The 25,232-nt window shown below is 61.0% G+C and carries 18 protein-coding genes; 7 read left to right on the forward strand and 11 right to left on the reverse strand.

The window, feature by feature from the left end:
* Nucleotides 1-205 precede the first annotated feature (205 nt).
* The 6 genes from lpxO to folD all read right to left on the reverse strand — a co-directional run bounded on the left by lpxO (nt 206) and on the right by folD (nt 6,967).
* Nucleotides 206-1,105 carry a lipid A hydroxylase LpxO gene (gene lpxO / locus ACLRDN_RS07110; protein WP_413459564.1) on the reverse strand — a complete coding sequence of 300 codons (900 nt, stop codon included), beginning with the start codon at nt 1,103-1,105 and terminating at the stop codon, nt 206-208.
* A 384-nt stretch (nt 1,106-1,489) separates the two neighbouring features.
* Nucleotides 1,490-2,800, reverse strand: coding sequence for a D-amino acid dehydrogenase (locus ACLRDN_RS07115; protein ID WP_034337402.1), 1,311 nt, complete (start codon nt 2,798-2,800; stop codon nt 1,490-1,492).
* A gap of 192 nt (nt 2,801-2,992) precedes the next feature.
* Nucleotides 2,993-3,421 (reverse strand): hypothetical protein, encoded by a 429-nt coding sequence (locus ACLRDN_RS07120; protein WP_413459565.1) that lies wholly within the window; start codon nt 3,419-3,421, stop codon nt 2,993-2,995.
* A gap of 22 nt (nt 3,422-3,443) precedes the next feature.
* The gene (locus tag ACLRDN_RS07125) at nt 3,444-3,863 is read right to left on the reverse strand and encodes a DNA polymerase III subunit chi (protein WP_034337396.1); all 420 of its coding nucleotides are present in this window, start codon (nt 3,861-3,863) and stop codon (nt 3,444-3,446) included.
* A 113-nt stretch (nt 3,864-3,976) separates the two neighbouring features.
* Nucleotides 3,977-6,052: a M3 family metallopeptidase gene (locus tag ACLRDN_RS07130; protein WP_413459566.1), complete on the reverse strand. Its 2,076-nt coding sequence runs from the start codon at nt 6,050-6,052 to the stop codon at nt 3,977-3,979.
* A 69-nt stretch (nt 6,053-6,121) separates the two neighbouring features.
* Nucleotides 6,122-6,967, reverse strand: a complete 846-nt coding sequence (folD, locus tag ACLRDN_RS07135) for a bifunctional methylenetetrahydrofolate dehydrogenase/methenyltetrahydrofolate cyclohydrolase FolD (protein WP_034336775.1) — start codon at nt 6,965-6,967, stop codon at nt 6,122-6,124.
* Between the two features lie 292 nt (nt 6,968-7,259).
* Between folD and gshA the strand changes: the two genes are divergently transcribed.
* From gshA to lpdA, 4 genes are all read left to right on the forward strand, one after another.
* Complete coding sequence (gene gshA, locus ACLRDN_RS07140; RefSeq protein WP_413459567.1) at nt 7,260-8,855, forward strand: glutamate--cysteine ligase; 1,596 nt, start codon at nt 7,260-7,262, stop codon at nt 8,853-8,855.
* 546 nt (nt 8,856-9,401) lie between these two features.
* A complete protein-coding gene (gene aceE / locus ACLRDN_RS07145; protein ID WP_413459568.1) occupies nt 9,402-12,098 on the forward strand; it encodes a pyruvate dehydrogenase (acetyl-transferring), homodimeric type in 2,697 nt (898 codons plus the stop codon).
* A 53-nt stretch (nt 12,099-12,151) separates the two neighbouring features.
* Nucleotides 12,152-13,927 carry a dihydrolipoyllysine-residue acetyltransferase gene (gene aceF / locus ACLRDN_RS07150; protein ID WP_413459569.1) on the forward strand — a complete coding sequence of 592 codons (1,776 nt, stop codon included), beginning with the start codon at nt 12,152-12,154 and terminating at the stop codon, nt 13,925-13,927.
* A gap of 30 nt (nt 13,928-13,957) precedes the next feature.
* Nucleotides 13,958-15,736: a dihydrolipoyl dehydrogenase gene (lpdA, locus tag ACLRDN_RS07155; protein WP_413459570.1), complete on the forward strand. Its 1,779-nt coding sequence runs from the start codon at nt 13,958-13,960 to the stop codon at nt 15,734-15,736.
* A gap of 76 nt (nt 15,737-15,812) precedes the next feature.
* Here lpdA and ACLRDN_RS07160 read toward each other — a convergent pair whose 3' ends face one another.
* Together ACLRDN_RS07160 and ACLRDN_RS07165 are read right to left on the reverse strand one after the other, a co-directional pair.
* On the reverse strand, nt 15,813-17,129 hold the full coding sequence (locus ACLRDN_RS07160) for an MFS transporter (RefSeq protein WP_413459571.1): 1,317 nt from the start codon (nt 17,127-17,129) through the stop codon (nt 15,813-15,815).
* Between the two features lie 57 nt (nt 17,130-17,186).
* The gene (locus ACLRDN_RS07165; RefSeq protein ID WP_413459572.1) at nt 17,187-17,993 is read right to left on the reverse strand and encodes a substrate-binding domain-containing protein; all 807 of its coding nucleotides are present in this window, start codon (nt 17,991-17,993) and stop codon (nt 17,187-17,189) included.
* Nucleotides 17,994-18,101: 108 nt separating this feature from the next.
* Between ACLRDN_RS07165 and ACLRDN_RS07170 the strand changes: the two genes are divergently transcribed.
* On the forward strand, nt 18,102-19,010 hold the full coding sequence (locus ACLRDN_RS07170) for a LysR family transcriptional regulator (protein WP_413459573.1): 909 nt from the start codon (nt 18,102-18,104) through the stop codon (nt 19,008-19,010).
* Nucleotides 19,011-19,388: 378 nt separating this feature from the next.
* Here the strand turns inward: ACLRDN_RS07170 and ACLRDN_RS07175 are convergent, their stop codons facing one another.
* From ACLRDN_RS07175 to ACLRDN_RS07185, 3 genes are all read right to left on the reverse strand, one after another.
* Nucleotides 19,389-19,850: a hypothetical protein gene (locus ACLRDN_RS07175; protein WP_413459574.1), complete on the reverse strand. Its 462-nt coding sequence runs from the start codon at nt 19,848-19,850 to the stop codon at nt 19,389-19,391.
* Between the two features lie 44 nt (nt 19,851-19,894).
* Nucleotides 19,895-20,761, reverse strand: a complete 867-nt coding sequence (locus ACLRDN_RS07180) for a LysR family transcriptional regulator (RefSeq protein WP_413459575.1) — start codon at nt 20,759-20,761, stop codon at nt 19,895-19,897.
* A gap of 192 nt (nt 20,762-20,953) precedes the next feature.
* Nucleotides 20,954-21,652 carry an EAL domain-containing protein gene (locus tag ACLRDN_RS07185; protein WP_413459576.1) on the reverse strand — a complete coding sequence of 233 codons (699 nt, stop codon included), beginning with the start codon at nt 21,650-21,652 and terminating at the stop codon, nt 20,954-20,956.
* 384 nt (nt 21,653-22,036) lie between these two features.
* On the opposite strand from ACLRDN_RS07185, the gene ACLRDN_RS07190 reads away from it, so the two are divergent.
* Nucleotides 22,037-22,972, forward strand: a complete 936-nt coding sequence (locus ACLRDN_RS07190; RefSeq protein ID WP_413459577.1) for a LysR family transcriptional regulator — start codon at nt 22,037-22,039, stop codon at nt 22,970-22,972.
* Nucleotides 22,973-23,055: 83 nt separating this feature from the next.
* Entirely contained in the window at nt 23,056-24,612 is a 1,557-nt protein-coding gene (locus ACLRDN_RS07195; protein WP_413459578.1) for a methyl-accepting chemotaxis protein, read from the forward strand.
* The last annotated feature ends 620 nt before the right edge of the window (nt 24,613-25,232 follow it).

Consider the following 25,232-nt stretch of genomic DNA (forward strand, 5'->3'; position numbering starts at 1 on the left):
GCCCCACAAAGCAGGCGGGCCGTGGCGTAGAGGTCAGCAGGGCATTTTCTGCCAAGGGCTTGCCTGTGTTCTCATGGGCCGGAAATGGACGAGCCGGTTATGCAAAAAACTTACAAAAATCGCCGGTGCAGGACCGGCGATCATTTGTTTATATCATTTAGTACTGTGTTCGTGATTTCCGATAGTCAGTACTGCATGGCAGGGCTCAAGCGTAGATGATCAGCAGGGCCACAGCGATGATCAGGCCAAACTTGGTGATCTTGTAGACGGTCTTGTTCCAGTTCTTGAAGCGGCGGCGATACTGGCCGGCCAGCCAGACGAAGCGGAACATCTTGTTAACGCGCCCGGTCTGGTCGCCGGTCTCATTGGGGGAGGCGGCGGCGGTCATCATGGTGCGGCCGAGGAAGCCATTGATGGCTTCTGCCCAACGATAGCGCAGGGGACGTTCGACGTCGCAGAAGAGGATGATACGGTTCGTCTCGGATCCGTTCTGCGCCCAGTGGATGAAGGTCTCGTCAAACACCACGCTCTGGCCGTCGCGCCAGCTGTAGCGCTGGCCGTCGACTTCGATGAAGCAGCGGTCATCGTTGGGCGTCACCAGGCCCAGGTGGTAGCGCAGCGAACCGGCGAAGGGGTCGCGGTGCGGATTGAGGGTGCCGCCCGGGGCCAGCTCGGCGAACATGGCCGCCTTCACGGAGGGGATGCGCTTGAGGATTTCCACGGTCTTGGGGCAGAACTTCTCGGCCGAGGGATGGCTGGCGTTGTACCACTTCAAGTAGAAACGCTTCCAGCCGGCCTTGAAGAAGGAATTGAAACCGGCATCGTCATTCTTTTCCGCCGCCTTGATCTTGGCCATCTCGCGCAGGGCCACGGCTTCGTCGCGGATCACTTCCCAGTTCTGGTCGATGAGGGCCAGGTCATCGAACTGCTTCACGGCCGGGTAGGGCACGGCCGGTACGCGCGAAAACGCGTACATGAACAGGTTGATGGGCGACATGATCGAGGAGTGATCGAAGAACTGCCGCAGGAAGGGCAGGCGCACGCGTCCACGGAAATGGATGAACAGGATGGAAAACAGATAGATGAAGACAATTGCCCACTTCATTGCAGGGTCCTTTGATGGTGCAGGCCTTTTCAAATGAAAGAAAAGGCTGTGACGGATATCCGTCCATATGGGGTCAGGGCCGGGAAGATCAACGACAGCGGTCCGTCAATGGCGGGCCGGCAGGCAGCAATATGCGCTCAAAGGAGTCATGATGCTGCAAGATAAGCGATGATGGGCTGAAATCCCGGTGGCTGCGCAGGTCCGGCAAGATGCCGGCAACGCAAGGCAAGCGAGGATTCTACACCAAGGGCAAGCCGGTGTTTGTAAGGGCGCTGATTGCCGCATGTGAAGATTCCTGCAACAAACGCATGCGCTGACCCAGATCAAGCGGGCAAAAAAAAGGACCGGGCAATCCGGTCCTTTCGGGGGCGTGAACGAAAACGCTCAAGCAGCCTGGGTCACGACCTGGCGGGCGCGGTTCCAGCGGGGCAGTCCGGTGAAGGCGAAATCGATTTCCGGCACGTGGCCCGAGACGATCTCGGCAATCGCCCGGCCGGAGCCGCAGCCCATGGTCCAGCCCAGGGTGCCATGACCGGTGTTCAGATACAGGTTGGCGAACTTGGTCTTGCCCACGTAGGGGACGTTGGACGGGGTCAGCGGGCGCAGGCCGGTCCAGTAGGTCGGGTTCTCGTAGTCGCAGCCATCCGGGAACAGTTCACGGGTGCGGCGGGTGATGGCTTCGCAGCGGGTGGTGTTGAGTTCACGGGTGTAGCCGTTCAGTTCGCAGGTGCCGGCCACGCGCAGGCGGTCGCCCAGGCGCGAGACCACCAGTTTGTAGCCGTCGTCGGTGAGCGAGACGGTGGGGGCGGCGTCCGGATTGGTGATCTGGTAGGTGGCCGAATAACCCTTGCCTGGGTAGAGCAGCAGGTCGATGCCCAGCGGCTTGACCAGTTGCTGCGAGAAGCTGCCCATGGCGACCACGAAGGTATCGGCCTTCAGGACTTCATGGCGGCCGTCCGGGTTGATGACTTCCACGCCGGTCACGCGGGCGGCAGCGCCTGCGCCTTCGGTGATCAGGCGGGTGATGCTGGTGGAATAGCGGAATTCGACGCCGGCTTCTTCGCTCTTCTTGGCCAGGCCCGTGGTGAGCTTGAAGACGTCGCCCGATTCATCGGTGGCGGTGAAGTCGCCGCCGACGATCTTGTTGCGGATCGAGGCCAGGGCCGGTTCGATGCGCACCACTTCATCGGCGCCAATGGATTCGCGCGGGCAGCCCAGGTCGCGCATGAGCTTGGCGGCAGGCAGCGAGTCCTGGAATTCTTTTTCTTCGGTGTAGAAGTGCAGGATGCCGCGGGTCAGGTGGTCGTACTGGATGCCGGTGTCGGCGCGCACGGCTTGCAGGGTCTGGCGGCTGTATTCGCACAGGGCGACGATGTTGCGGATGTTCTCGTCGGTGCGGGCGGCGGTGCACTCACGCAGGAAAGCCACGGCCCACTTCCATTGCAGCCATTCGGGACGGAAGCGGTAGAGCAGCGGGGCGTCTTCCTTGCCCAGCCATTTGAGGACCTTCATCGGGGCGGCCGGATTGGCCCAGGGTTCAGCGTGCGAGACCGAGATCTGGCAGCCGTTGGCGAAGCTGGTTTCCTGCGCTGCGCCGGGCTGGCGGTCGATGACGGTGACGTCGTAGCCCTGCTTCTTCAGGAACCAGGCCGAAGCGGTTCCGATAATGCCTGCGCCCAATACGATCACTTTCATCTCACTCTCCCGGTTTTGCATGAACTTGCTGTGGTTGTTCGGACGTTCGCATTTGCGAATTCAAATGCGAACAATGCAAGCATTGTAAGAAAAGCGTGATTTCCAATGTGGTCAATACTGGCCGGATTTTTTATGAATAAAAAGGCTGAAGCCACATTTTTATTCAAAAGAAAAAGAAAACTCCCGCCGGATTTACATTTTGGAAGATGTAAAGCGCGCCATCTCTTCCGCCACGGCGCGCTCGACCGTTTCGGTGAGGGCATCGCGCAGGCCTTCCCTGACGCGCTGCATCACGATATCGGAAAGATGGTCCAGCGCCAGCGCCATCTGGTCCTGCAGGTGTTGGTGCAGCACGGTATCGACGCGTTCGAGCAGGCTTTGCAGGACGTTTTCGCGGATTTCCTGTTCCCACTGGCGGTATTGTTCGGCGGCCGGGGTGACCGGGGACATCGGCGTCATCACCGGTGCGGCGGCTGCAGGCGCCTGGTAATGGGTATTGGCGGGCTGGGTGTGGAAGGCACCCGGCTGCAGGGGGGCGGCGTAATCCGGGGCCGGGGGCGCGGGCTGGGTCAGCGGGATGACCTCGGTGAGCAGGGGGATGCTATTGTCGTCGTGGTTCATGGCGTGAGCGGGCGGGGCGGGCTCAGGCGGCCACGTGGTGCGAGAGGGGATAGCCGCGTTCCTTGTAGAAACGGTAGCGGTCGCGGCCGGCGGCCTTGTCGGCATCGTCGGCGGAAATGATTTCCAGCAGGCGTTCGAAGCGCGCGAAATGCGCGGGGGTGTCGCTGCCCAGGTTGATGAGGATCTGGTGGTGCGGCAGGTCGGCGCTGTCGTCGGCGGTCAGGATGATGGGCGTCTGCGCGGCCAGCGGGTCGCCGGCCATCACGTGCGGCAGGAAATCCTGCTCGGAAAAGCTCCAGAGCGCCTGGTCCAGCTGCTGCAATTCGGCACGGTCGGGGGTGCGTAGTACCAGGGTGGCACCGGAAGCGCGCGCCTTGCGCACCAGACGGCACACGTAGGCGATCTTTTGCGGGACGTTGCTGTGAAAGTCGATTCGGGTCATCCCGCCAGTATAGTGGGTCGCGGTGCAGCGTGCCATCTGGACGGGGCAAACAAAAACGGCCCGCCGTGGTGGCGGGCCGTCATCAAAGGCCGTCTTGCGGGGCGCAAGCGGGATTAAGCTGCCATCCCGCTATGCCGCAGCAAGGCATCAATGCTCGGCTCCCGCCCACGGAACGCCTTGAAAGACTCGATGGCCGGACGCGAACCACCCACAGCCAGGATTTCCTGCTGGAAGCGGCGGCCGGTTTCCAGCGAGATCACATTGCCGCTGCTGGCGGCCGCTTCCTCAAACGCACTGTATGCATCCGCCGACAGCACTTCAGCCCACTTGTAGCTGTAGTAACCCGCCGCATACCCGCCCGCGAAGATGTGCGAGAAGGAATGCTGGAAGCGGTTGAATTCCGGCGGGCGGATCACGGCAACACGGTCGCGCACACTGTCGAGCAGTTGCTGCACGGTTTGCTGGCCACCGGCTTCATATTCATGGTGGATCAGCATGTCGAACAGCGAAAACTCCACCTGGCGCAGCATCTGCAGGCCGGACTGGAAGTTCTTGGCGGCGATCATCTTGTCATACAGCGCGCGCGGCAGCGGCTCGCCGGTCTCGGCATGCGCAGTCAGCTGCTGCAGCACATCCCATTCCCAGCAGAAGTTCTCCATGAACTGCGAGGGCAGTTCCACCGCATCCCACTCCACGCCGGAAATGCCGGACACGCCCACTTCATCGACCTGCGTCAGCATGTGATGCAGGCCATGGCCGAATTCGTGGAAGAGGGTGATCACTTCATCGTGCGTGAACAGGGCCGGCTTGGCCACGCCATCGACCACCGCAGGTTCGGTGAAATTGCAGACCAGGTAGGCGATCGGGGTCTGCACGCCCTGCGCGGTCAGGCGGCGGGCACGGGCGTCATCCATCCAGGCACCGCCACGCTTGCCGGAGCGGGCATAGAGGTCCAGGTAGAACTGGCCCACCAGCTGGCCATCACGCTCGATGCGGTAAAACTTCACATCCTTGTGCCACACCGGCGCAGTATCAGGCTTGATCTGCACGCCGAAGAGCTGCTGCGCCACCTGGAACAGGCCGCCGACCACCTTGGGCTCGGGGAAATATTGCTTCACTTCCTGTTCCGAGAAGGCGTAGCGCTGCTCGCGCAGTTTTTCGGAGGCATAGGTGCTGTCCCAGGCCTTCAGTTCGTCCAGGCCCAGCTTTTCACGGGCGAAGGTCTTCAGTTCTTCATAGTCCTTCTGGCCGAAGGGGCGGGCGCGCTGGCCCAGGTCTTCCAGGAAGGCAATCACTTCGCCGGGCGACTTGGCCATCTTGGCCACCAGCGACACTTCAGCAAAGTTGGCGTAGCCCAGCAATTGCGCTTCTTCCTTGCGCAGTTGCAGGATCTGGTCGATGTTGCCGCTGTTGTCCCATTCCGGCTTGACGCCCAGCTCGGACGCCTTGGTGGCGTTGGCACGGTAGATCTTCTCGCGCAGCGCGCGATTATCTGCATATTGTAGCACCGGGAAATACGAGGGGAAGTGCAGCGTGAACTTGTAGCCGGGCTTGCCATCCTTCTCGGCGGCGGCCCGTGCAGCTTGCTTCACATCGGCCGGAAGCCCGGACAATTCGGCCTCGTCCTCGACGAAGAGGGCGAAGTCATTGGTGGCGTCCAGCACGTTTTCGGAGAAACGGGTGGTCAGCATGGCCTGCTTTTCCTGGATCTCTGCGAAGCGTTCCTTCTTGTCGTCGGCCAGTTCGGCACCCGACAGGCGGAAGTCGCGCACGGCATTGTCCACCACCTTGCGGCGCGCGGCCGACAGCGAGGCGAAGGCCGGGCTGGCCTGCAGGGTCTTGTACTTCTCGAACAGCGCCAGGTTCTGGCCCAGCGCGGTCCAGAATTCCACCAGGCGCGGCTGGTTCTCGTTGTAGGTGGCGCGCAGGGCCGGGGTGTCCATGACCGAATTCAAGTGGCCGACCACGCTCCAGGCGCGGCCCAGCTTTTCGGTGGCGGACTCCAGCGGCTCGACGAAATTGTCCCAGGTGACTTCGGCCATCGGTGCTTCCAGTTCGGTGACCAGGCGGCTGGCGTCGGCCAGCAGCTTGTCCAGGGCCGGGGTGACGTGCTCCGGCTGGATGGCATCGAACTGGGCATAGCCCGAGAAATCGAGCAGGGGATTGGCGGCGATGTCAGTGGTGGTCATGGGCTCTCGTTTCTCTGAAAACATCCGGCAGCCAGGCTGCCGGAGGGTATTGCGCTAAGGGCGTGCCGATCAGCTGCGTTCGGCGGCTTCGATGGTGTTGACCAGCAACATGGTGATGGTCATCGGACCCACGCCACCCGGCACCGGGGTGATCCAGCCGGCGACTTCCTTCGTATTGGCGAAATCGACGTCGCCGCACAGCTTGCCGTTGTCATCGCGGTTCATGCCGACGTCGATGACGACTGCGCCAGGCTTGACCATGTCGGCGGTGACGATGTTGCGCTTGCCGGTGGCGACCACCAGGATGTCGGCCTGGCGGGTGTGGTGGCCGAGGTCACGGGTCTTGGAGTTACAGATAGTGACGGTGGCACCGGCTTGCAAGAGCAACATCGCCTGCGGCTTGCCGACGATGTTCGAGGCACCGACCACCACCGCATTGGCGCCACGCACCGGGTAGTCGATCGATTCCAGCATCTTCATGACGCCATAGGGGGTGCAGGGGCGGAACAGCGGCTGGCCGGTCATCAGCAGGCCGGCGTTGCTGACGTGGAAACCGTCCACGTCCTTTTCCGGGGCGATGGCTTCGATCACCTTGTGGGCATCGATATGGGCCGGCAGCGGCAGCTGCACCAGGATGCCGTTGATCTTGGGATCGGCGTTGAGGGCGTCGATGCGGGCCAGGAGCTCGGCTTCCGTCATCGAGGCTTCATATTTTTCCAGCACGGAGTGCAGGCCGTTGTCCTGGCAGGCCTTGACCTTGTTGCGCACATAGACCTGGGACGCCGGGCTGTCGCCCACCAGGATCACGGCCAGGCCGGGTTGCTTGCCTTGGGCGGTGAGGGCGGCGGCGCGCTGGGCTACTTCGGCGCGCAGTTGTTGGGAGAGCAGGTTTCCGTCGATCAGTTGGGCAGACATGGCAGATAAGGCTTTAGAAAGTGAAGGGCAGGGCTGGGAAGACAGCGCCCGGGCAGGCCGGGGCCACTCAAGGCGCAAAGCACCGGAACCCGTGATTATAAAGCCAGGCGGCGGGCCAGACGAAATGCCGGCGCGAGTCGACATGTTGCTGGATTGCAAATGTTTTTTGCTGCAATTTCCTTCATCTTGGCATTTGGGGTGGCGCACGACGGGGATTTGCATTTTCGGTTATGCTCCCGCATCCTGAAGCCCCAGCTGCTAGTACATAGCAACAAGAACCAAGGACTACCGCATGACCGATCTCCTCACCCGCCGCCTGCAACAGCTTTCCCAGCCGCATCATCTTGCGCTGCTGGGCCAGGGCCTGCGCGGCGTGGAACGGGAGACGCTGCGGGTGGACCGCCAGGGTCATCTGGCCCGCACGCCCCATCCGCCAGCGCTGGGTTCGGCCCTGACCAATGACCTGATCACCACCGATTATTCGGAGTCGCTGCTGGAGTTCATCACTCCGGCCATGCCTGACATCGCCGATGCCCTGCAGCGCCTGGACGAGATCCACCGCTTTGCCTATGCCAAGCTGGATGGCGAATCCCTCTGGAATGCCTCCATGCCCTGCGTGCTGCCGCCGGAAGACGAGATTCCCCTGGCCTGGTACGGCAGCTCGCACATCGGCATGTTGAAGCACGTCTACCGCCGCGGCCTGGCGCTGCGCTATGGCCGCACCATGCAGTGCATCGCCGGTATTCACTACAACTTCTCTTTAAGTGAAGACTTGTGGGAAGTCCTGCGGGACGGCGACGACACCGTCGATCCTTCCCTGTCGCGCCGCGATTACCAGTCCGAGCGCTACATTGCCCTGATCCGCAACTTCCGCCGCTACAGCTGGCTGCTGATGTACCTGTTCGGTGCTTCGCCGGCGGTGGCGACCAATTTCCTGCGCGGGCGGCCGCACCAGCTGGAGACGCTCTCCGACGACACGCTCTTCCTGCCCTACGGCACCAGCCTGCGCATGAGCGACCTGGGCTACCAGAACCACGCCCAGGCCAACATCACCCCGCATTACAACAACCTGCCGGCCTACATCCGCAGCCTGGCGCATGCGGTCAGCGAGCCGTATCCGCCGTATGAAGCCATCGGCACCAAGCGCGATGGTCAATGGGTGCAGATCAACACCAACATCCTGCAGATCGAAAACGAGTTCTACTCGGCGATCCGCCCCAAGCGCGTCATCAACAGCGGCGAGCGCCCGGTGCAGGCGCTGTCGGCGCGCGGCGTGCAGTACGTGGAAGTGCGCTGCATGGACATCGATCCCTTCAATCCGCTGGGCATTGGCCTGGAAGCGGCGCGTTTCCTGGATGTGTTCCTGCACTTCCTGGCGCTGGAATCGAGCTGCCTGACCTCGGACGAGGAGGGCGTGGAAAACCGCGCCAACTTCCTGGCCACCGTCAAGGAAGGGCGCCGTCCCGGCTTGAAGCTGCAGTTCAAGGGCGAAAGCCTGTTGCTCACCGACTGGGGCCAGCAACTGCTGGACCGCATGGAACCGGTCGCCGACCTGCTGGACCGTCATCTCGGCGGCACCCAGCACCGCGACAGCCTGGCCGTGCAGCGCGCCAAGCTGGCCGATCCCGACAGCACCCCCTCGGCGCGCGTGCTGCGCGAGATCCGCGAAGCCGGCAATTCCTTCCCGGCCTATACCCTGGCCACCAGCCAGCGCCAGGCCGCCGAACTGATCGCCCGTCCGCTCTCGCCCGCCAAGACGGCTGACTTCGTGGCCATCGCCCAGGCCTCGCTGGATGCCCAGCGCGACATCGAGCGCACCCAGGTCGGTGACTTCGATACCTTCGTGGCGGCCTACCGGGCCAGTACCCTGGGCAATATCGCCATTTGATTGCGGACCTTCCGCTTCATTTATAGTGAGCAATCCCTGAACGATATGCAAAACGGCAACGCCTCGTCCCTTGACGAGGCGTTTTTGCTTGTCGGCCGGAAAGGCCGGTCATTGCTGCCTTGGCAATTCTTTTTGTTCACTTTTATGGTGCGAAATATGCCGCTTAAGGCCCTCCCGACGGCCTTTGCGGCATTGCAAACAGGTCAAGGAAACCCCGCTCACAGGGCGATATAGTAAAAATACGAGGCCCTGGAAGCCCCTGTTCATGCCGCTTTGCAGCATATTTTCGCATTATGAAATTGATTATCGTAATTTGAAAATCAAAAATTCCCTGATAAAATTCGTCGTCCACACGGCTGGAAGACCGTACATTTAAGCCTGTTTCGCCTCCAACGCCTTGCCCCACGGGCCGGGAAGGATTGCGGCACAGGCAACACATGGCGCTTTTCCTGCAACACCTGCCGGCGGCATTGCGTACTGAATGAACCGACCGACCCGCCTGGTCCACCCGACCGGACGGATCTCTCAACAACCAGGAGACATGACATGTCAGCCCAAATCGATCAAGTTCTGGCGCAGGCCGCCAACGATCCCGATGTGATGGAAACCCAGGAGTGGCTTGACGCCCTCGAAGCCGTGATCGAAAAGGAAGGCCCGGACCGCGCCCACTACCTGATGGAACGCATGGTCGATCTGGCGCGCCGCCGTGGTGCCCACATCCCCTTCTCCAGCAACACGGCCTACGTCAACACCATTCCGGCCGACCAGGGCGAGCACTGCCCGGGCAACCTGGAATATGAAGAGCGCCTGCGCTCCTGGATGCGCTGGAACGCCATGGCCATGGTGGTCAAGGCCAACCGCGTGGATGGCGACCTGGGTGGCCACCTGTCTTCCTTCGCATCGCTGGCCAACATGCTGGGCATCGGCTTCAACCACTTCTGGCACGCCCCGACCGAAGAGCACGGCGGCGACCTGCTGTACATCCAGGGCCACTCCTCGCCCGGCATCTACGCGCGCGCCTTCCTGGAAGGCCGCCTGAGCGAAGACCAGCTGATCCACTTCCGCCGCGAAGCCGACGGCCACGGCCTGTCGTCCTACCCGCACCCCAAGCTGATGCCGGAATTCTGGCAGTTCCCGACCGTCTCGATGGGCCTGGGCCCCTTGATGGCGATCTACCAGGCACGCTTCCTGAAGTACCTGCACGCCCGTGGCATCGCCAAGACCGATAACCGCAAGGTCTGGGCCTTCTGTGGCGACGGCGAAATGGACGAACCGGAATCGATGGGCGCCATCGGCATGGCCGGCCGTGAAAAGCTGAACAACCTGGTCATCGTGGTCAACTGCAACCTGCAGCGCCTGGACGGCCCGGTGCGCGGCAACGGCAAGATCATCCAGGAACTGGAGTCCGACTTCCGCGGCGCCGGCTGGAACGTGGTCAAGGTCATCTGGGGCAGCGGCTGGGACGAGCTGCTGGCCAAGGACAAGGACGGCATCCTGCAGAAGGTCATGATGGAAACCGTCGACGGCGAGTACCAGAACTACAAGGCCAAGGACGGCGCCTTCGTGCGCAAGCACTTCTTCGGCAAGCATCCCAAGCTGCTGGAAATGGTTTCCAAGATGTCGGATGACGACATCTGGCGCCTGACCCGTGGCGGCCACGACCCGCACAAGATCTACGCGGCCTTCAAGGTCGCGCAGGAATCGAAGGACCAGCCGACCGTGATCCTGGCCAAGTCCATCAAGGGCTATGGCTTCGGCAAGGCTGGCGAAGCGCGCAACACCGCGCACAACACCAAGAAACTGGACGACGAAGCCATCCGCGCCATGCGCGACCGCTTCCAGCTGCCGATCTCGGACGCTGAACTGCCCAACATCCCGTTCTTCAAGCCCTCCGACGACACGCCGGAAATGCAGTACCTGCACGAGCGCCGCAAGGCCCTGGGCGGTTACCTGCCGCAGCGCCGCGTCCACGCCGACGAAAAGCTGCCGGTGCCGGAACTGTCGGCCTTCCAGGCCATGCTGGAACCCACCGCCGAAGGCCGTGAGATCTCCACCACCGCAGCCTATTCGCGCGTGCTGACCGCACTGCTGCGCGACCCCAACCTGGGCCAGCGCGTGGTGCCCATCATGGTCGACGAGTCCCGTACCTTCGGTATGGAAGGCCTGTTCCGCCAGATCGGCATCTTCAGCCAGGTCGGCCAGCTGTACGAACCGGTCGACAAGGACCAGGTGATGTACTACCGCGAAGACAAGGCCGGCCAGATCCTGCAGGAAGGCATCAACGAAGCCGGTGGCATGAGCTCGTGGATCGCTGCGGCGACCTCGTACTCGACCAACAACCGCGTGATGATTCCGTTCTACACCTACTATTCCATGTTCGGTCTGCAGCGTATCGGCGACCTGGCGTGGGCAGCCGGTGACATGCGCGCTCGCGGCTTCCTGATCGGCGGCACCGCCGGCCGTACCACCCTGAACGGTGAAGGCCTGCAGCACGAAGACGGCCACAGCCACGTGTTCGCCTCGGCGATCCCGAACTGCATCCCCTACGACCCGACCTTCGCCCACGAAGTCGCCGTGATCATCCATGACGGCCTGCGCCGCATGGTGGCCAACCAGGAAGACGTGTTCTACTACATCACCGTGATGAACGAGAACTACGGCCACCCTGGCATCAAGCCGGGCCAGGAAGAGGGCATCATCAAGGGCCTGTACCTGTTGAACGAAGGCGGCAAGCAAAACCAGCTGCGCGTGCAACTGCTGGGTTCGGGCACCATCCTGCGCGAAGTCATCGCCGCAGCCGACCTGCTGCGCGATGACTGGAAGGTCGACGCCGACGTCTGGTCCGCACCGTCCTTCACCCTGCTGGCCCGCGATGGCCAGGACGTTGAGCGCTGGAACATGCTGCACCCGGCCGAGGCCCCGAAGAAGAGCTACTTCGAGCAATCGCTGGAAGGCAGCGAAGGCCCGATCGTGGTCTCCACCGACTACATGCGCACCTACGCCGAGCAGGTCCGCGCCTTCGTGCCCAAGGGCCGCTCCTACAAGGTGCTGGGCACCGACGGCTACGGCCGTTCGGACACCCGCGCCAAGCTGCGTGAGTTCTTCGAAGTGAACCGTTACTTCGTGACCGTGGCCGCCCTGAAGTCGCTGGCCGATGAAGGCAAGATCAAGCCGGAAGTGGTGGCGCAAGCCATCGCCAAATACGGCATTGATCCGAACAAGCCGAACCCGGTGACCCTGTAAGGACTGCCTGACCGACCATCCCCGCCTCAGCCTGCTGATCGCGGGGATGTGTCGTGTATGGAACTGCCACCCCAACGGGGAGGTCCGCTGCTCAGGCAGCACCTGCCCCAAGCGAACACTTCTCCCGGCCCAGCGCCTGGGAACAGAACAACGGAGCGCATCAGATGAGTCAAGTCGAAGTAAAAGTCCCGGACATCGGCGATTTCAAGGAAGTCGAAGTCATTGAGGTGATGGTCAAGGTCGGCGACACGATCAAGGTCGACCAGTCGCTGATCACGGTTGAATCCGACAAGGCCAGCATGGAAATCCCGTCCAGCCAGGCGGGCGTGGTCAAGGAAATCAAGGTCAAGGTCGGTGACAAGGTTGCCGAAGGTTCGCTGCTGGTGATCGTCGAAGGCGAGGGCGCTGCGGCTGCCCCTGCCGCCGCACCGCAAGCGGCCGCCGCTGCGCCTGCAGCCGCGCAGGCTTCCGCTCCTGCACCTGCACCTGCTGCGGCCCCTGCCGCCGCCGGCGGTGGCACCATCGAGATCGAAGTGCCTGACATTGGCGACTTCAAGGAAGTGGAAGTCATCGAAGTCATGGTCAAGGTCGGCGACACCGTCAAGGCCGAGCAATCCCTGCTGACCGTGGAATCCGACAAGGCCAGCATGGAGATCCCCTCCAGCCACGCCGGCGTCATCAAGGAATTGAAGATCAAGCTGGGTGACAAGGTCGCCAAGGGCAGCATCATCGCCACCATCGAAGCTGCGGGTGGCGCACCGGCTGCTGCACCGGCGCCTGCCGCCGCCGCACCTGCAGCCGCTCCGGCCGCTGCACCGGCTCCTGCTGCAGCCCCTGCGCCGGCCGCTGCTGCCGCACCTGCCATCGCTACCGCATCGGCTACCAGCACCGGCGGCAAGGCCCACGCTTCGCCTTCCGTGCGCAAGTTCGCCCGCGAACTGGGCGTGGACCTCTCGCGCGTGCCGGCCACCGGTCCCAAGGGCCGCATCCTGCAATTGGACGTGCAGAACTTCGTCAAGGGCGTCATGGCCGGTTCCACTTCGGTGGCCGCTGCCGCACCGGCGACCAATGGCAGCGGCTCGGGCATGAACCTGCTGCCGTGGCCGTCGCTGGACTTCAGCAAGTTCGGTGAAACCGAACTGCAACCGCTGTCGCGCATCAAGAAGATCAGCGGTCCCAACCTGCATCGCAACTGGGTCATGATTCCCCACGTGACGCAGTTCGACGAAGCCGACGTGACCGAGTTGGAAGAATTCCGCAAGACCTCCAACGACGCCTTTGCCAAGGCCAAGTCGCCGGTCAAGCTGACCATGCTGGCGTTCGTCATCAAGGCCAGCGTTTCGGCCCTGAAGAAATTCCCGGCCTTCAATGCTTCCCTGGACGAGAAGGGCGAGAACCTGATCCTGAAGAAGTACTACAACATCGGCTTCGCCGCCGATACCCCGAATGGCCTGGTGGTTCCGGTCATCAAGAACGCCGACCAGAAGAGCATCGGCCAGATCGCTACCGAAATGGGCGAACTGTCCGCGCAGGCCCGCGACGGCAAGTTGAAGCCCGCCGACATGCAAGGCGCGACCTTCACCATCTCCTCGCTGGGTGGCATTGGCGGTACTGCCTTCACGCCCATCATCAATGCGCCGGAAGTGGCCATCCTGGGCCTGTCCAAGTCGATCACCAAGCCGGTGTGGGATGGCAAGCAGTTCGTGCCGCGCCTGATGCTGCCGACCTCGCTGTCCTATGACCACCGCGTCATCGACGGCGCCATGGGCGCGCGCTTCTCGGCCTACCTGGCCGACGTGCTGGGCGATCTGCGCAAGTCGCTCCTCTAAGCCACCACCGAACATTACGGAGTCAGGACAATGAGTCTCTCTGAAGTCAAGGTCCCCGATATCGGGGATTTCAAGGAAGTCGAAGTCATCGAGGTGATGGTCAAGGTCGGCGACACCATCAAGGTGGATCAGTCGCTGATCACCGTCGAATCCGACAAGGCCAGCATGGAAATCCCGTCCAGCCAGGCCGGCGTGGTCAAGGAAGTGAAGGTCAAGGTCGGTGACAAGGTCGCCGAAGGCTCCCTGCTGCTGATGGTGGAAGCCGCTGGTGAAGCGGCTGCCGCACCGGCACCGGCCGCTGCACCCGCTCCGGCTGCCGCGCCTGCTGCTGCTGCGCCCGCCGCACCGGCGGCTGCACCGGCCGCTGCCAGCTTCGGCGGCAGCGCCGACGTGCAGTGCGACGTGATGGTGCTCGGTGGTGGTCCTGGCGGTTACTCGGCTGCCTTCCGCGCGGCCGACCTGGGCCTCAATACCGTCATCGTCGAGCGCGATGCGACCCTGGGTGGCGTCTGCCTCAACGTCGGCTGCATCCCTTCCAAGGCGCTGCTGCACGTGGCGGCCGTGATCGACGAGACCGCCGCCATGGCCTCGCACGGCGTGAGCTTCGGCAAGCCCGAGATCGACATCGACAAACTGCGCGCCTACAAGGACAAGGTCATCGGCACCATGACCGGTGGCCTGGCCGGCATGGCCAAGGCCCGCAAAGTGCAGGTGGTCAATGGTAACGGCCAGTTCGCCGGCCCCAACCACATCGAAGTCACTGCAGCGGATGGCAGCAAGAAGGTCGTGCAGTTCAAGCACGCGATCATCGCCGCTGGTTCGTCCGTGGTGAACCTGCCCTTCGTGCCACAGGATCCGCGCATCGTCGATTCGACCGGCGCGCTGGAACTGCGCCAGGTGCCCAAGCGCATGCTGGTCATCGGCGGCGGCATCATCGGCCTGGAAATGGCCACCGTCTATTCCACCCTGGGCGCACGCATCGACGTGGTCGAGATGATGGATGGCCTGATGCAAGGCGCGGACCGCGACATGGTCAAGGTCTGGCAGAAGTTCAACGAGAAGCGCTTCGACAACGTCATGGTCAAGACCAAGACGGTCGCCGTGGAAGCCCTGCCGGAAGGCATCAAGGTCACGTTCGAAGCCGCTGAAGCCGGTGCGACTGCACCCGAGCCGCAACTGTACGACCTGGTGCTGGTGGCCGTGGGCCGCAGCCCCAACGGCAAGAAGCTGTCGGCCGACAAGGCGGGCGTGATCGTCTCCGATCGCGGCTTCATCGCCGTGGACAAGCAGATGCGCACCAACGTGCCGCACATCTTCGCCATCGGCGACCTGGTGGGCCAGCCCATGCTGGCGCACAAGGCAGTGCATGAAGGCCACGTGGCCGCTGAAGCGATTGCCGGCGAGAAGAGCTTCTTCGATGCCAGCGTGATCCCCTCGGTGGCTTATACCGATCCGGAAGTGGCATGGGTCGGCGTGACTGAAGACGAAGCCAAGGCCAAGGGCATCAAGATCGAGAAGGGCCACTTCCCGTGGGCGGCTTCCGGCCGCGCCGTGGCCAATGGCCGTTCGGAAGGCTTCACCAAGCTGCTCTTTGATGCCGAGACCCATCGCATCATCGGTGGGGGCATCGTCGGTACGCACGCAGGCGACATGATCGGCGAAGTGGCGCTGGCCATCGAGATGGGTGCGGATGCCGTCGATATCGGCAAGACCATCCACCCGCACCCGACCCTGGGTGAATCGCTGGGCATGGCCGCTGAAGTCGCCGAAGGGCATTGCACGGACTTGCCGCCGCAGCGCAAGAAGTAATCAGCGATTGGCAGCAGCAAAGAAAAATGGCGGACCCGCGGGTCCGCCATTTTTCATTCTGGCCAGCGCTGTGGGATCAGGCGTTCCGGGGTGCAGCCGCTGCCAGCCCCTTGCCGCGATACAGCACCAGCGTTGCGATCAAGCCGCAGACTGCCGCGAAGCTCATCCAGTAACCGGGAGCCGCCTTGTCGCCCGAGGTTTCGATCAGCCAGGTCGAGACCAGCGGCGTGAAACCGCCGAAGATCGCAGTGGCCAGGCTGTAGGCCAGCGAGAAACCCACCGTGCGCACATGCGCCGGCATCACTTCGGTCAGCGCCACCACGGCCGCGCCGTTGTAGCTGGCGTAGAGGAAGGACAGCCACAGTTCGGTGATCAGCAGGTTCCTGAAGCTGATGTCCGACACCAGCCATGACATCACCGGATAGGCCGTCAGCAAGGTCAGCAGCGTGAAGGCCACCAGTACCGGACGGCGCCCCACGCGGTCCGACAGCGCGCCCATGATGGGCAGCCAGCAGAAGTTGGACAAGCCCACGCAGAAGGTCACGATGAGACTATCGGAAGCCGACAGCTTGAGCACGTTCTTGCCGAAGGTCGGCGTGTAGACCGTGATGAGATAGAAGGAGACGGTCGTCATCACCACCATCATCATGCCGGCCACCACGATCTTCCAGTTCTGGGCGATGGACGCCATGATTTCACCAAAACTCGGATGACGCTTGCGGGCCAGGAATTCTTCCGTTTCCTGCAGCGAGCGGCGGATGATGAAGATGGCCGGCACGATCATGCAGCCGATGAAGAAGGGGATGCGCCAGCCCCATTCACTGATCTGTACCGGCGAGAGCCACTGGCTGACCAGATAGCCGATCAAGGCGGAGGCCATGATGGCCGCCTGCTGGCTGGCCGACTGCCAGCTCACGTAAAAGCCCTTGTTGCCGGGCGTGGCCATCTCGGCCAGATAGACCGACACGCCGCCCAGCTCCACCCCCGCCGAGAAGCCCTGCAGCAATCGCCCCGTCAGCACCAGGATCGGTGCAGCCATGCCGATGGTGGCATAACCGGGCACGAAGGCGATCAGCAACGTGCCGATGGCCATGATGGCCAGGGTCACGATGAGGCCCTGGCGACGGCCTACACGGTCGATGTAGCTGCCCAGGATGATGGCGCCCAGCGGGCGCATCAGGAAGCCCGCACCGAAGGTGCCGAAGGTCAGGATCAGCGAGACGAACTCGTTGTCCGACGGGAAGAAGGTCCTGGAGATGTAGCTGGCATAGAAGCCGTACAGGAAGAAGTCGAACATCTCCAGGAAGTTGCCGCTGGTCACGCGCAGGACGGTGGACAGCTTGGAGTGCTTGGCGGTGCTGCTGGTTGTGGTTGTTGTGGTTGTTGTGTTCATGTCGGTCTCTCTCGTTCTCTCTTGAAGGCAATACTTCGACGCCTTGCTTCACATTGTTCAGCGACCCGCCGGATCCAGGCCGGATGCCTTGATGGCTGCCTCGGCTTCCGGGGAGGCGAGGAAGTCCAGCAACTCCTTGGCCGCCTTGGGTTCATGGGTGCCGACCACCACACCGGCGGAGAAGGGCGTGAGCTGCTGGACGCTCTCGGGGATCGGGCCGATGATGTCGATGCCCTTGACTGGCTTCAATTCGGAGATCTGCTGCAGGCCCACTTCGGCTTCGCCACGGGCGATCACTTCGCCCACCGGTTCGGCCGGGATCATGCGGCCCTTGTAGGCCATCTGCTGGTCGATGCCCAGGCGCTTGAACAGCTTGGTGGAGAGGAAGACGCCGCTGGCGCTGTCGGAGTAGACCACCGAATGGGCGCTCAGCAGCGTGCGCTTGAAGGCATCGATGGTGGAGATGTCCGGCTTGGGGGCGCCTGCCTTGACGGCCAGGCCGATGCGCGAGAGGGCCAGCAGCTTGTGCTCCGACATGGAGACTTTGCCTTCGGCCACCAGCTTGTCCAGCGAGTCGCCGACCATGATGACCAAATCGATCTGCTCACCGCGCTTCATGCGGTTGGGAATGGCTTGCGGGGTTTCGCCCATGGAGGGGCCCCAGCCGGAGATGAGTTTGTGGCCGGTCTTTTGTTCGAACACAGGAGCCAGTGCCTTGTAGGCGGCGGCAAAGCCACCCGAGCTGACCACGTGGAGCTCGGCGGCAGCGGCCAGGGAAGTCATCGCGCCCAGGGCCAGGGCCAGGATGCTGCGTTGGAAAAGTGAAGTGCGCACGGTGCGCGCAGTCGATGTGGAACGGATCATGCGGATCTCCTGTTGGCGTGTTATTTCGATGTTTTGGGGATGAGACCCGGCAGTTTGCGTAGAATCGTTTGAAAAGTTAATTGCAATTATTCTGGGAATTGATAAAAAATGCGCATCAATATCGAGACCGCCGAATTGCAGGCCTTCCTCGCCGTGGCACGCCAGTCGAGCTTTCGGGCGGCCGCCGAAGGCCTGTTCATTACCGCCCCGGCGCTGAGCCGCCGCATCGAGAACTTGGAGCGAGCCTTGCAGGAAAGGCTCTTCGATCGCACCACCCGGCGCGTCTCGCTCACCCCGGCAGGTGAATTGTTCCTGGTGCACGCCCAGGCGGTGATGGAGGAGCTGGAGCTGGCCGTCAAGAGCGTTGAGCAGGGCATGGCGCATCGGCGCGAACAGGTGACGGTGGCTTGCGTGCCCTCGGTGGCCAACAATTTGTTGCCGCTGGTGTTGAAACCCTATGCGCGCACCCATGCCAATGTGCGGGTGCGCATCATCGACGAGAGTGCAGCGGATGTGCTGGAGAGCGTGCGCAAGGGCGAGGCCGATTTCGGCGTCAATTTCATCGGCGCGCAGGAAGCCGAGATCGATTTCGAGGAATTGACGCGCGAGCGCTACCTGGCCGTGATGCCGTCCCATCATCCGCTGGCCGCGCAGAGCACCTTGCACTGGAAATCCTTGGCCGGGGAGAAGCTGGTGTCGGTGTCCTCCAGCAGCGGCAACCGCAGCCTGATCGACAATGCTTTCTCGCGGGTGCCGCAGCGGCCGGTGATCCAGTACGAGACCAATCACGTAGCCGGCGCCATCAGCCTGGTTGCGGCCGGGCTGGGGGTGGCGCTGCTGCCGGAGCTGGCCATTCGCAATGCGCCCTACAAGGGCATCGTGGCGCGGCCGGTGACCAGCCCGGTCCTGAGCCGGGCGATGGGCTTGATTACCTTGAAGGGACGTGTCCTGAAACCGGCGGCGGCGACGCTGGCGCAAGCCTTGCGGGAGGCGATGGCGAGCAAGCCGCGTAAATGATTTTCTGGTGGTGTGGACTGCCTAAATTTTGTGCGGTTTATTGGGAGGGCAGGCGGGGACGGCCTTTTCGTGGGGTGCCTATGCGTTATCCACAGGTTTATGCACATAAAACGGGGATAAGTTTCCAGTGCTGGCGCGGCTTTGGACGGGGTTGCGCAAATTATTTGCAAATCCGTTGGCCATAAAAAAGGCCCTCGCTTGCGAGGGCCTTTTTGTGAATTGTTCTTTGCAGTCCGGGCGCAACTTGTGGCGCTGGCCGGCTTTCGCATCCTGTCGAAAAAACCATTTCCTGCCTGCGCTGAGGGGCGCTTTTGCGGGGTCTTTTTTCGAAGAGGGGGCGATTATATAGCCGTCTGCGGAAAAATGATACTGCTTGCTTCAGAAAATTATTTTCGCTCCGGGGAGGGCGGGTCTTCGCGGCAGCAAGGAGCCCCGCAGAGGGGCTGCAGCGGGAAAAGAGTGCGTCATGGAGACCGCACCGTCAATTCCCCGCTCGAACCGAATGTTGGCCTCGGTAACTGAAATGGCTGAACCCTCGGAAAAGAGCTTGACGACAAGCCATCCCACCATGCCAAGTTGATGGAGCAGATACTCAATGGCGTGCTGGGGATGATGCTCTGCAAGCGCAGTTTCCAAGCGATCAAGGAAGAGGAGTGCAGACTGTTCGGTAAATTCTCTGCCCCGTAAAACGGCGTAGGACTCTCTGGGTTCTGCCAGCACCATGATCCGACGTAACGGAACACGGGTGGAAATGACGATCACATCTTGACGCGCCATTGCTTGAATCGAAGCCTCGATCGTGACTGACACCAAATCACTATGTTCAAGATAAGTATTCATGTCTCAGGGCTCCGGCCTGCGCAGGCCAAGGGTCTGCGCGGTGCCTATGGGTAGCTCAGTGTGCTGCGCAAAATGGCAGCCATCGAATCGATCAGCTGGTTGTCATGGTTGGATGAGAAGTTCATGAAAAATTCGATGTGCCCAGGATCAGGAAGCGCTCCCTTTTCAGCGTGTCCGGGAAAATCAGGATCGCCCGCCAGCATCTCTTCGTTGAACAGCGAAATCCCCCATCCCGCAAGAATCGCCGCCTTCATGGTGGAGGCGTCGTCGCATTCCGTGTGCACGGTCCAGTGCAGGCCAGCCTTGCTCAAGACGTCGAATATGTGCTCCCTGATGAAGGCAGGTGAGGGCAGCATCACCAGCGCAACAGGTTTCCCGGGTTTGACCAGGTTGTCGATGTCCCCAACCCAGACCAGGCGTTCCTTTCGGATGATCTCTCCCCTCAGGTCGCCGGCACGCTGCGCTCCCAGGACGATGTCGAGACTGCCAGCCTGAAGACGGGCCAGCAACTGTTCACTGGGCGCCGTTTGGCAACGGACCTCCAATCTGGGATGAGACCGGCGCAATTCGCTCATCAGGGGAAACAGCATCGAAGGCGCCACGCCCAGATTGAAGCCCAGCCTGATGACGCCTTCCAGGGGCATGCTGGAAAATTGCCGCTGCAAGCGCTCCGACAGTTCCACTATCTGCTTGGCCGTGACAAGCAGTGCATCGCCATCGTGAGTCAGCTCTACCTTGTGGTAGTTTCTTTTGACCAGGACGCGTCCGGTCAGCTCTTCCAGGCGCCTCATCTGCGCGCTCACCGCCTGCTGCGTCAGGCTCAAGCGCTCAGCCACACTGGTAAATGTTCCTTCCTCGCTCAGGTAGACGAACATGCGCATCAGTGCCGGGTCGATGAGTCGGTTATTCAAATAAGTCTCCAGGGAGAAAATTGAGCGATGCCCCTAGCGTGCCGGAAAATGGCGAACAAGCATGCAGCACGCCTGTCGTCCCGCGCCGGGTATTCGATGCGGGGAAATTCAGTCTGACGTGAAGGGATTCTTTCAGGAAGGGGCAGGAACTGCCGCTCCTGTTTCAACGCATCTTCTGCCGCACATCATGCGTCATGTCGCTATCGAGAGCGCAGCATTGACCAGTTTCTCCGGCTTCCCATAGGCATAGCCTTGCCCGGCAGTCGCACCATGAAGGCGCGCGATGTCTTCTGCGAGAACTGTCTCTATCCGCTCCACGAGCAAGATGGCCTTGAGCTCCCTGGCCAGCTCCGCCGCGTTCAACAAGTAGTCATTTGCCCATCCGACCAGGCGCTCCCTGGCAATGGGCGCCACGATCTTGATGACATCCGGGCGAATGATTCTTGCCCTTGATGCCGTGGAAAAATCAACGCCAAAGTCATCCTGTGCAATTTTGATGTGCCTGAGCCGGCATTGATGGACGAACAGTTCAAGCAGGGCAATCTCGATATTGTGCGTCTCGGTAATTTCAATGGTGAGGCGCGTGCAGATCTGTGATACCTGATCGAGCTGGTCCAGGATCTTCTGTGCGTGATACATGATGGAGGCACCCGATACATTGACGGCGATGCAGAGCGTTTCATGCTTCTGAAGCGTTGCCTGCGACGACCGAAGCGCGAATAAATCGATATCGATGATCCAGCCTTGCTGCTCGGCCAAACGGCAGACGTCTTGCGGCGACTCTTCGTTTCCCGGCCGGAAAAGGGCTTCAAAAAACAGTACTCCTCCACTGTAAAAATCAACGACGGGCTGATACTCCATGTGGCTATGCGGATAGCGTAGAGAGATCATGTTGAGTTTCCGAGGCAAGCCTGATGAATGAGTGGATGGTTTTCTCGGCGTGGTTTGGAAATCACGTCTGTCTTCTTCAGCGTATCTTCTTCGCCTGAACAACATCCCCTTTTGAAGAAAATGTTACGGAGCCTGCGGTGCGTCCAATGCGCCCCGACAAGCCGCGCAAGCAAGCCCTCGCTTCGAGACTTGATGGAAACCAATATGGTCGAAAGTCAACACATGCTATGCGGAATCAGGTTTCTTGTTAAACAATTTTTCATTGGTGATTTCACAAATATTTATTGTTTTTTCCCTGGTGAGTTCCCGACTTAGTATGCGTGCAGGAGAGGTGGCCGGGTGTCGCGCCTCAGGATTTGCAGTTCGTATCGTCGCGGGGTTTTTATGGGGAATAAATTGCTCAATCGCCTTATTGATCCGACGTTGATGCAGATGTTTGTCCATCTGCACGAGTTGGGAAGCTTCCAGGCTGTTGCGGAAAAGATGTCGCTCACGGAGCAGTTCGTCGATACACAGATGAGACGGCTGGAAGTGATCGTTGGCCGCAAGCTTCTCTCGGATGATTGCAGGCGGATCGAACTGACCAATGATGGCGAGGTTTTTCTGGCGGCGGCGAGCCAAGTCGTAGAGGTTGCCGCGCAGGTCCGCCAGCATTTTTCCAGTGATCGCCTTGACGGCATGGTGCGTTTTGGATTTACGCCCGGGTTTAGCGTCACCTCGCTCTTTCCGCTTCTGCTCGAGCTTCGCCGCGAGTATCCCGGCCTGGAGGTGCGCTGCGAAACGGCACGTACGAATATCCTGATCGCCAAGCTCGAGTCCGGTGCGCTTGACGTGATCCTGGGCGCGCAGCGCGACGGGGATGCCAAGGGCGAGGTAGTCAAAAGGGAGCGATTGGTTTGGGTGGGAGATCTGTCGAAATTCAACAAGGAGACAGACAGCATCCCGCTGGTGTTGCTGCCGGCGCCTGCGTTTGTACGAGACCACGCCTTTGAGATCTTGAAGGCTGCCGGGATCAAGTGGACCGTCAATCTGGATAGTGACGATCCTGCGATCGTGCGTGCTGCCGTTCGTGCCGGCTGGGGAGCGGCCTTGTTCAACGAGAGCTTGATGATTGCGGAGGCGCCTTACCCGCGCGCATTTGCACCGTGGTCCTTGCCTGAGCCGGGCCATCTGGAATTCTTTTTGCGATACAACTCCGTCAGAAATGAACACCTGATCAAAGCCTTTGTCTCGGTGCTGCGAGGTGTCCTCAAAACTGGTCTTGTTCCCGCCAGTGCGAATGGCACCGCCAATGCCAGTGCCAATGCCGTGTTGCAGTGATGGTGCTGCGAGACGGCCGATGCGACGGGATTGTTCCGTTGCCGCCATCATCACCGCTCGAAATGTCCTCACATTGACCTTGCATGAAAATTCTCACTTTCAATTTCAAGCTCTGGCTTCCGCTGGTGGCCAGTCTGACGTGTATGACGGGGATGTTTCTGTTTGATGCATACCAGCTTCGGCAAGCCCGATTTGAAGAGCGCAAGCAGGAGCTGATCAGTGTGGGCGAGATAGGCTTGTCCCACCTCAGATATTTTGACGAGCAGGTGCGATCAGGGCGCCTTGTTCGGCGAGAAGCAGAGAAGGCCGCCATCGGTGTGATAGAGCAGATGCGCTATGGCAAGGATGGCTACGTCACCATTACCGGTGAGGACGCTGTGACGGTGATGCATCCGGTCAAGAAGGAACTCAACGGGAAAGACATGGCAGCCTTCAAGGATGCCAATGGCTATCCCCTCTATCGCGACATCGTGGCTACCGCCAAATCGAATGACGGGACTGGCTTTCTCAGCTATGTATGGCCGCGTCCGGGAGAACTGGTCCCCGCTGCCAAGTTGATGCGGGTGGCCGCTTATCGCCCATGGGGCTGGATTTTGACGGTGGGCGTTTATACCGACGATATTGATGCGGCCTTCAGGGAATCATTAAGAAATTCCATCGGCGTCTTGTGCCTCATTTTCATGCTGTCGCTTTCCCTGGTGCTGCTGATCAACCGAAGCGTAAAACGTTCCGTCGGTGGCGACCCGGACGCCGTTTCCATGATGGCCAGGAGCATTGCGGGCGGGGATTTTACGACACAGGTATCACCGGCTCCGAACGACGAGGTCAGCATCGTTTTTGCGATCAGAAAAATGCGGGATGAATTGGCCAGGGCGGTGCTGGAAGTGCGGCACGGCGCCGAGTGCATTGCGACCGCTGCGGCGGAAATTTCGGTCGGAAGCGCAGATTTGGCGACCAGGACTTCCGTGACTGCCTCTGCCCTCGGCGAGACGGTCTCAAGCCTTGAGCAGCTGACGCAATTGGTACATCGCCACGGAGAGCAGACGCGCGACGCCGACAATCTGGCCGACGAAACCAGGAGGAAAGCCGAGCAGGGCAGGGATGTCATTGAAGAGATTACCGCGACGATGGATGCCATCAGCGGCAGTTCTCAAGAGATATCGGATATCAGTGCCATCATTGATTCGATCGCTTTCCAGACCAATATTCTTGCGCTCAACGCTGCCGTGGAGGCGGCTCGTGCGGGTGAGCAGGGGAAGGGATTTGCCGTCGTTGCCTCCGAGGTCAGGGTACTGGCCCAAAGAAGCTCGCAAGCAGCCAAGGAGATCAAACGGCTCATCGACGAATCGGTACAGCGTGTGGATCGAGGGGTAAAGCTTGTTGGCTCTGCCGACGCTGCCATGGGCAGCATACTGAGTTCGGTTCGGGATTTGAGTGAACTCATCGAGCACATCCATACCACCTCGGATCGTCAAAGTGCTTCCATCACGGATAGCTATCAGGCGCTATCGACCATGGACGACAAGACGCAGCAAAACGCGGCGCTGGTGGAGCAGGCCGCAGCTGCGGCCGGCGAGCTGGATCTGCAGGCGCGGCAGTTGAAGCTCCTGGTGGGGCATTTCAAGATTGAAGCAGGTTAGCGGCCTGTGTTGATCAGTCGGGCGTTTGCTGGATTGATTACCTGTGCTGAGGCTGTTGATTGAACATGCCATTGGGCAAAGCGCTTGAATAGTTTTTTGTTCGTTCTTTCGTTCGCTTGCTGCTGGTAATGGCGCTGTGTGGAAGTCTTCCCTGGGAGATATATGCTCCCTTTTTGGCCCCGCGCTATGCGGGGCTTTTTTTGTGGCGTGACGAGGGGCGAAGGTCAGATTGTGAGCGTAGCTGATATCACGAGAAGCGCACAGCTTGTGGACTCGGGCATCATTGGCAACACGGTTGATCGTTGACGACAATAATCCGAGCTGCTCCAGTGCTACGCGGACATGTAATGCCTCAGTCAAACCTGCTCTCATCAAGCAGTTAAAGCAAACGCCTCAGCCGGTGTCTTCATGCCCAGCGCTGGCTTGGTTCTGCATCTACCGACGGCAAGGCCTTAACGCTTGGCCGAAATCCAACTGGACGCTTCTTAACCTGCCAAACTCTGAACTGGACGATCCTTTGCACCTTGTTCTTGTTGAATTCGAGCAGCCCAGCCACAGTGCGATAGTCGAAGGACGGCTCTTCCAGAATCATCTTCCGGATCGGTTCGGCAAAGTGCTCT

Source organism: Herbaspirillum huttiense, assembly GCF_047300815.1.
GTDB classification, from domain to species: Bacteria; Pseudomonadota; Gammaproteobacteria; order Burkholderiales; family Burkholderiaceae_D; genus Herbaspirillum; species Herbaspirillum huttiense_A.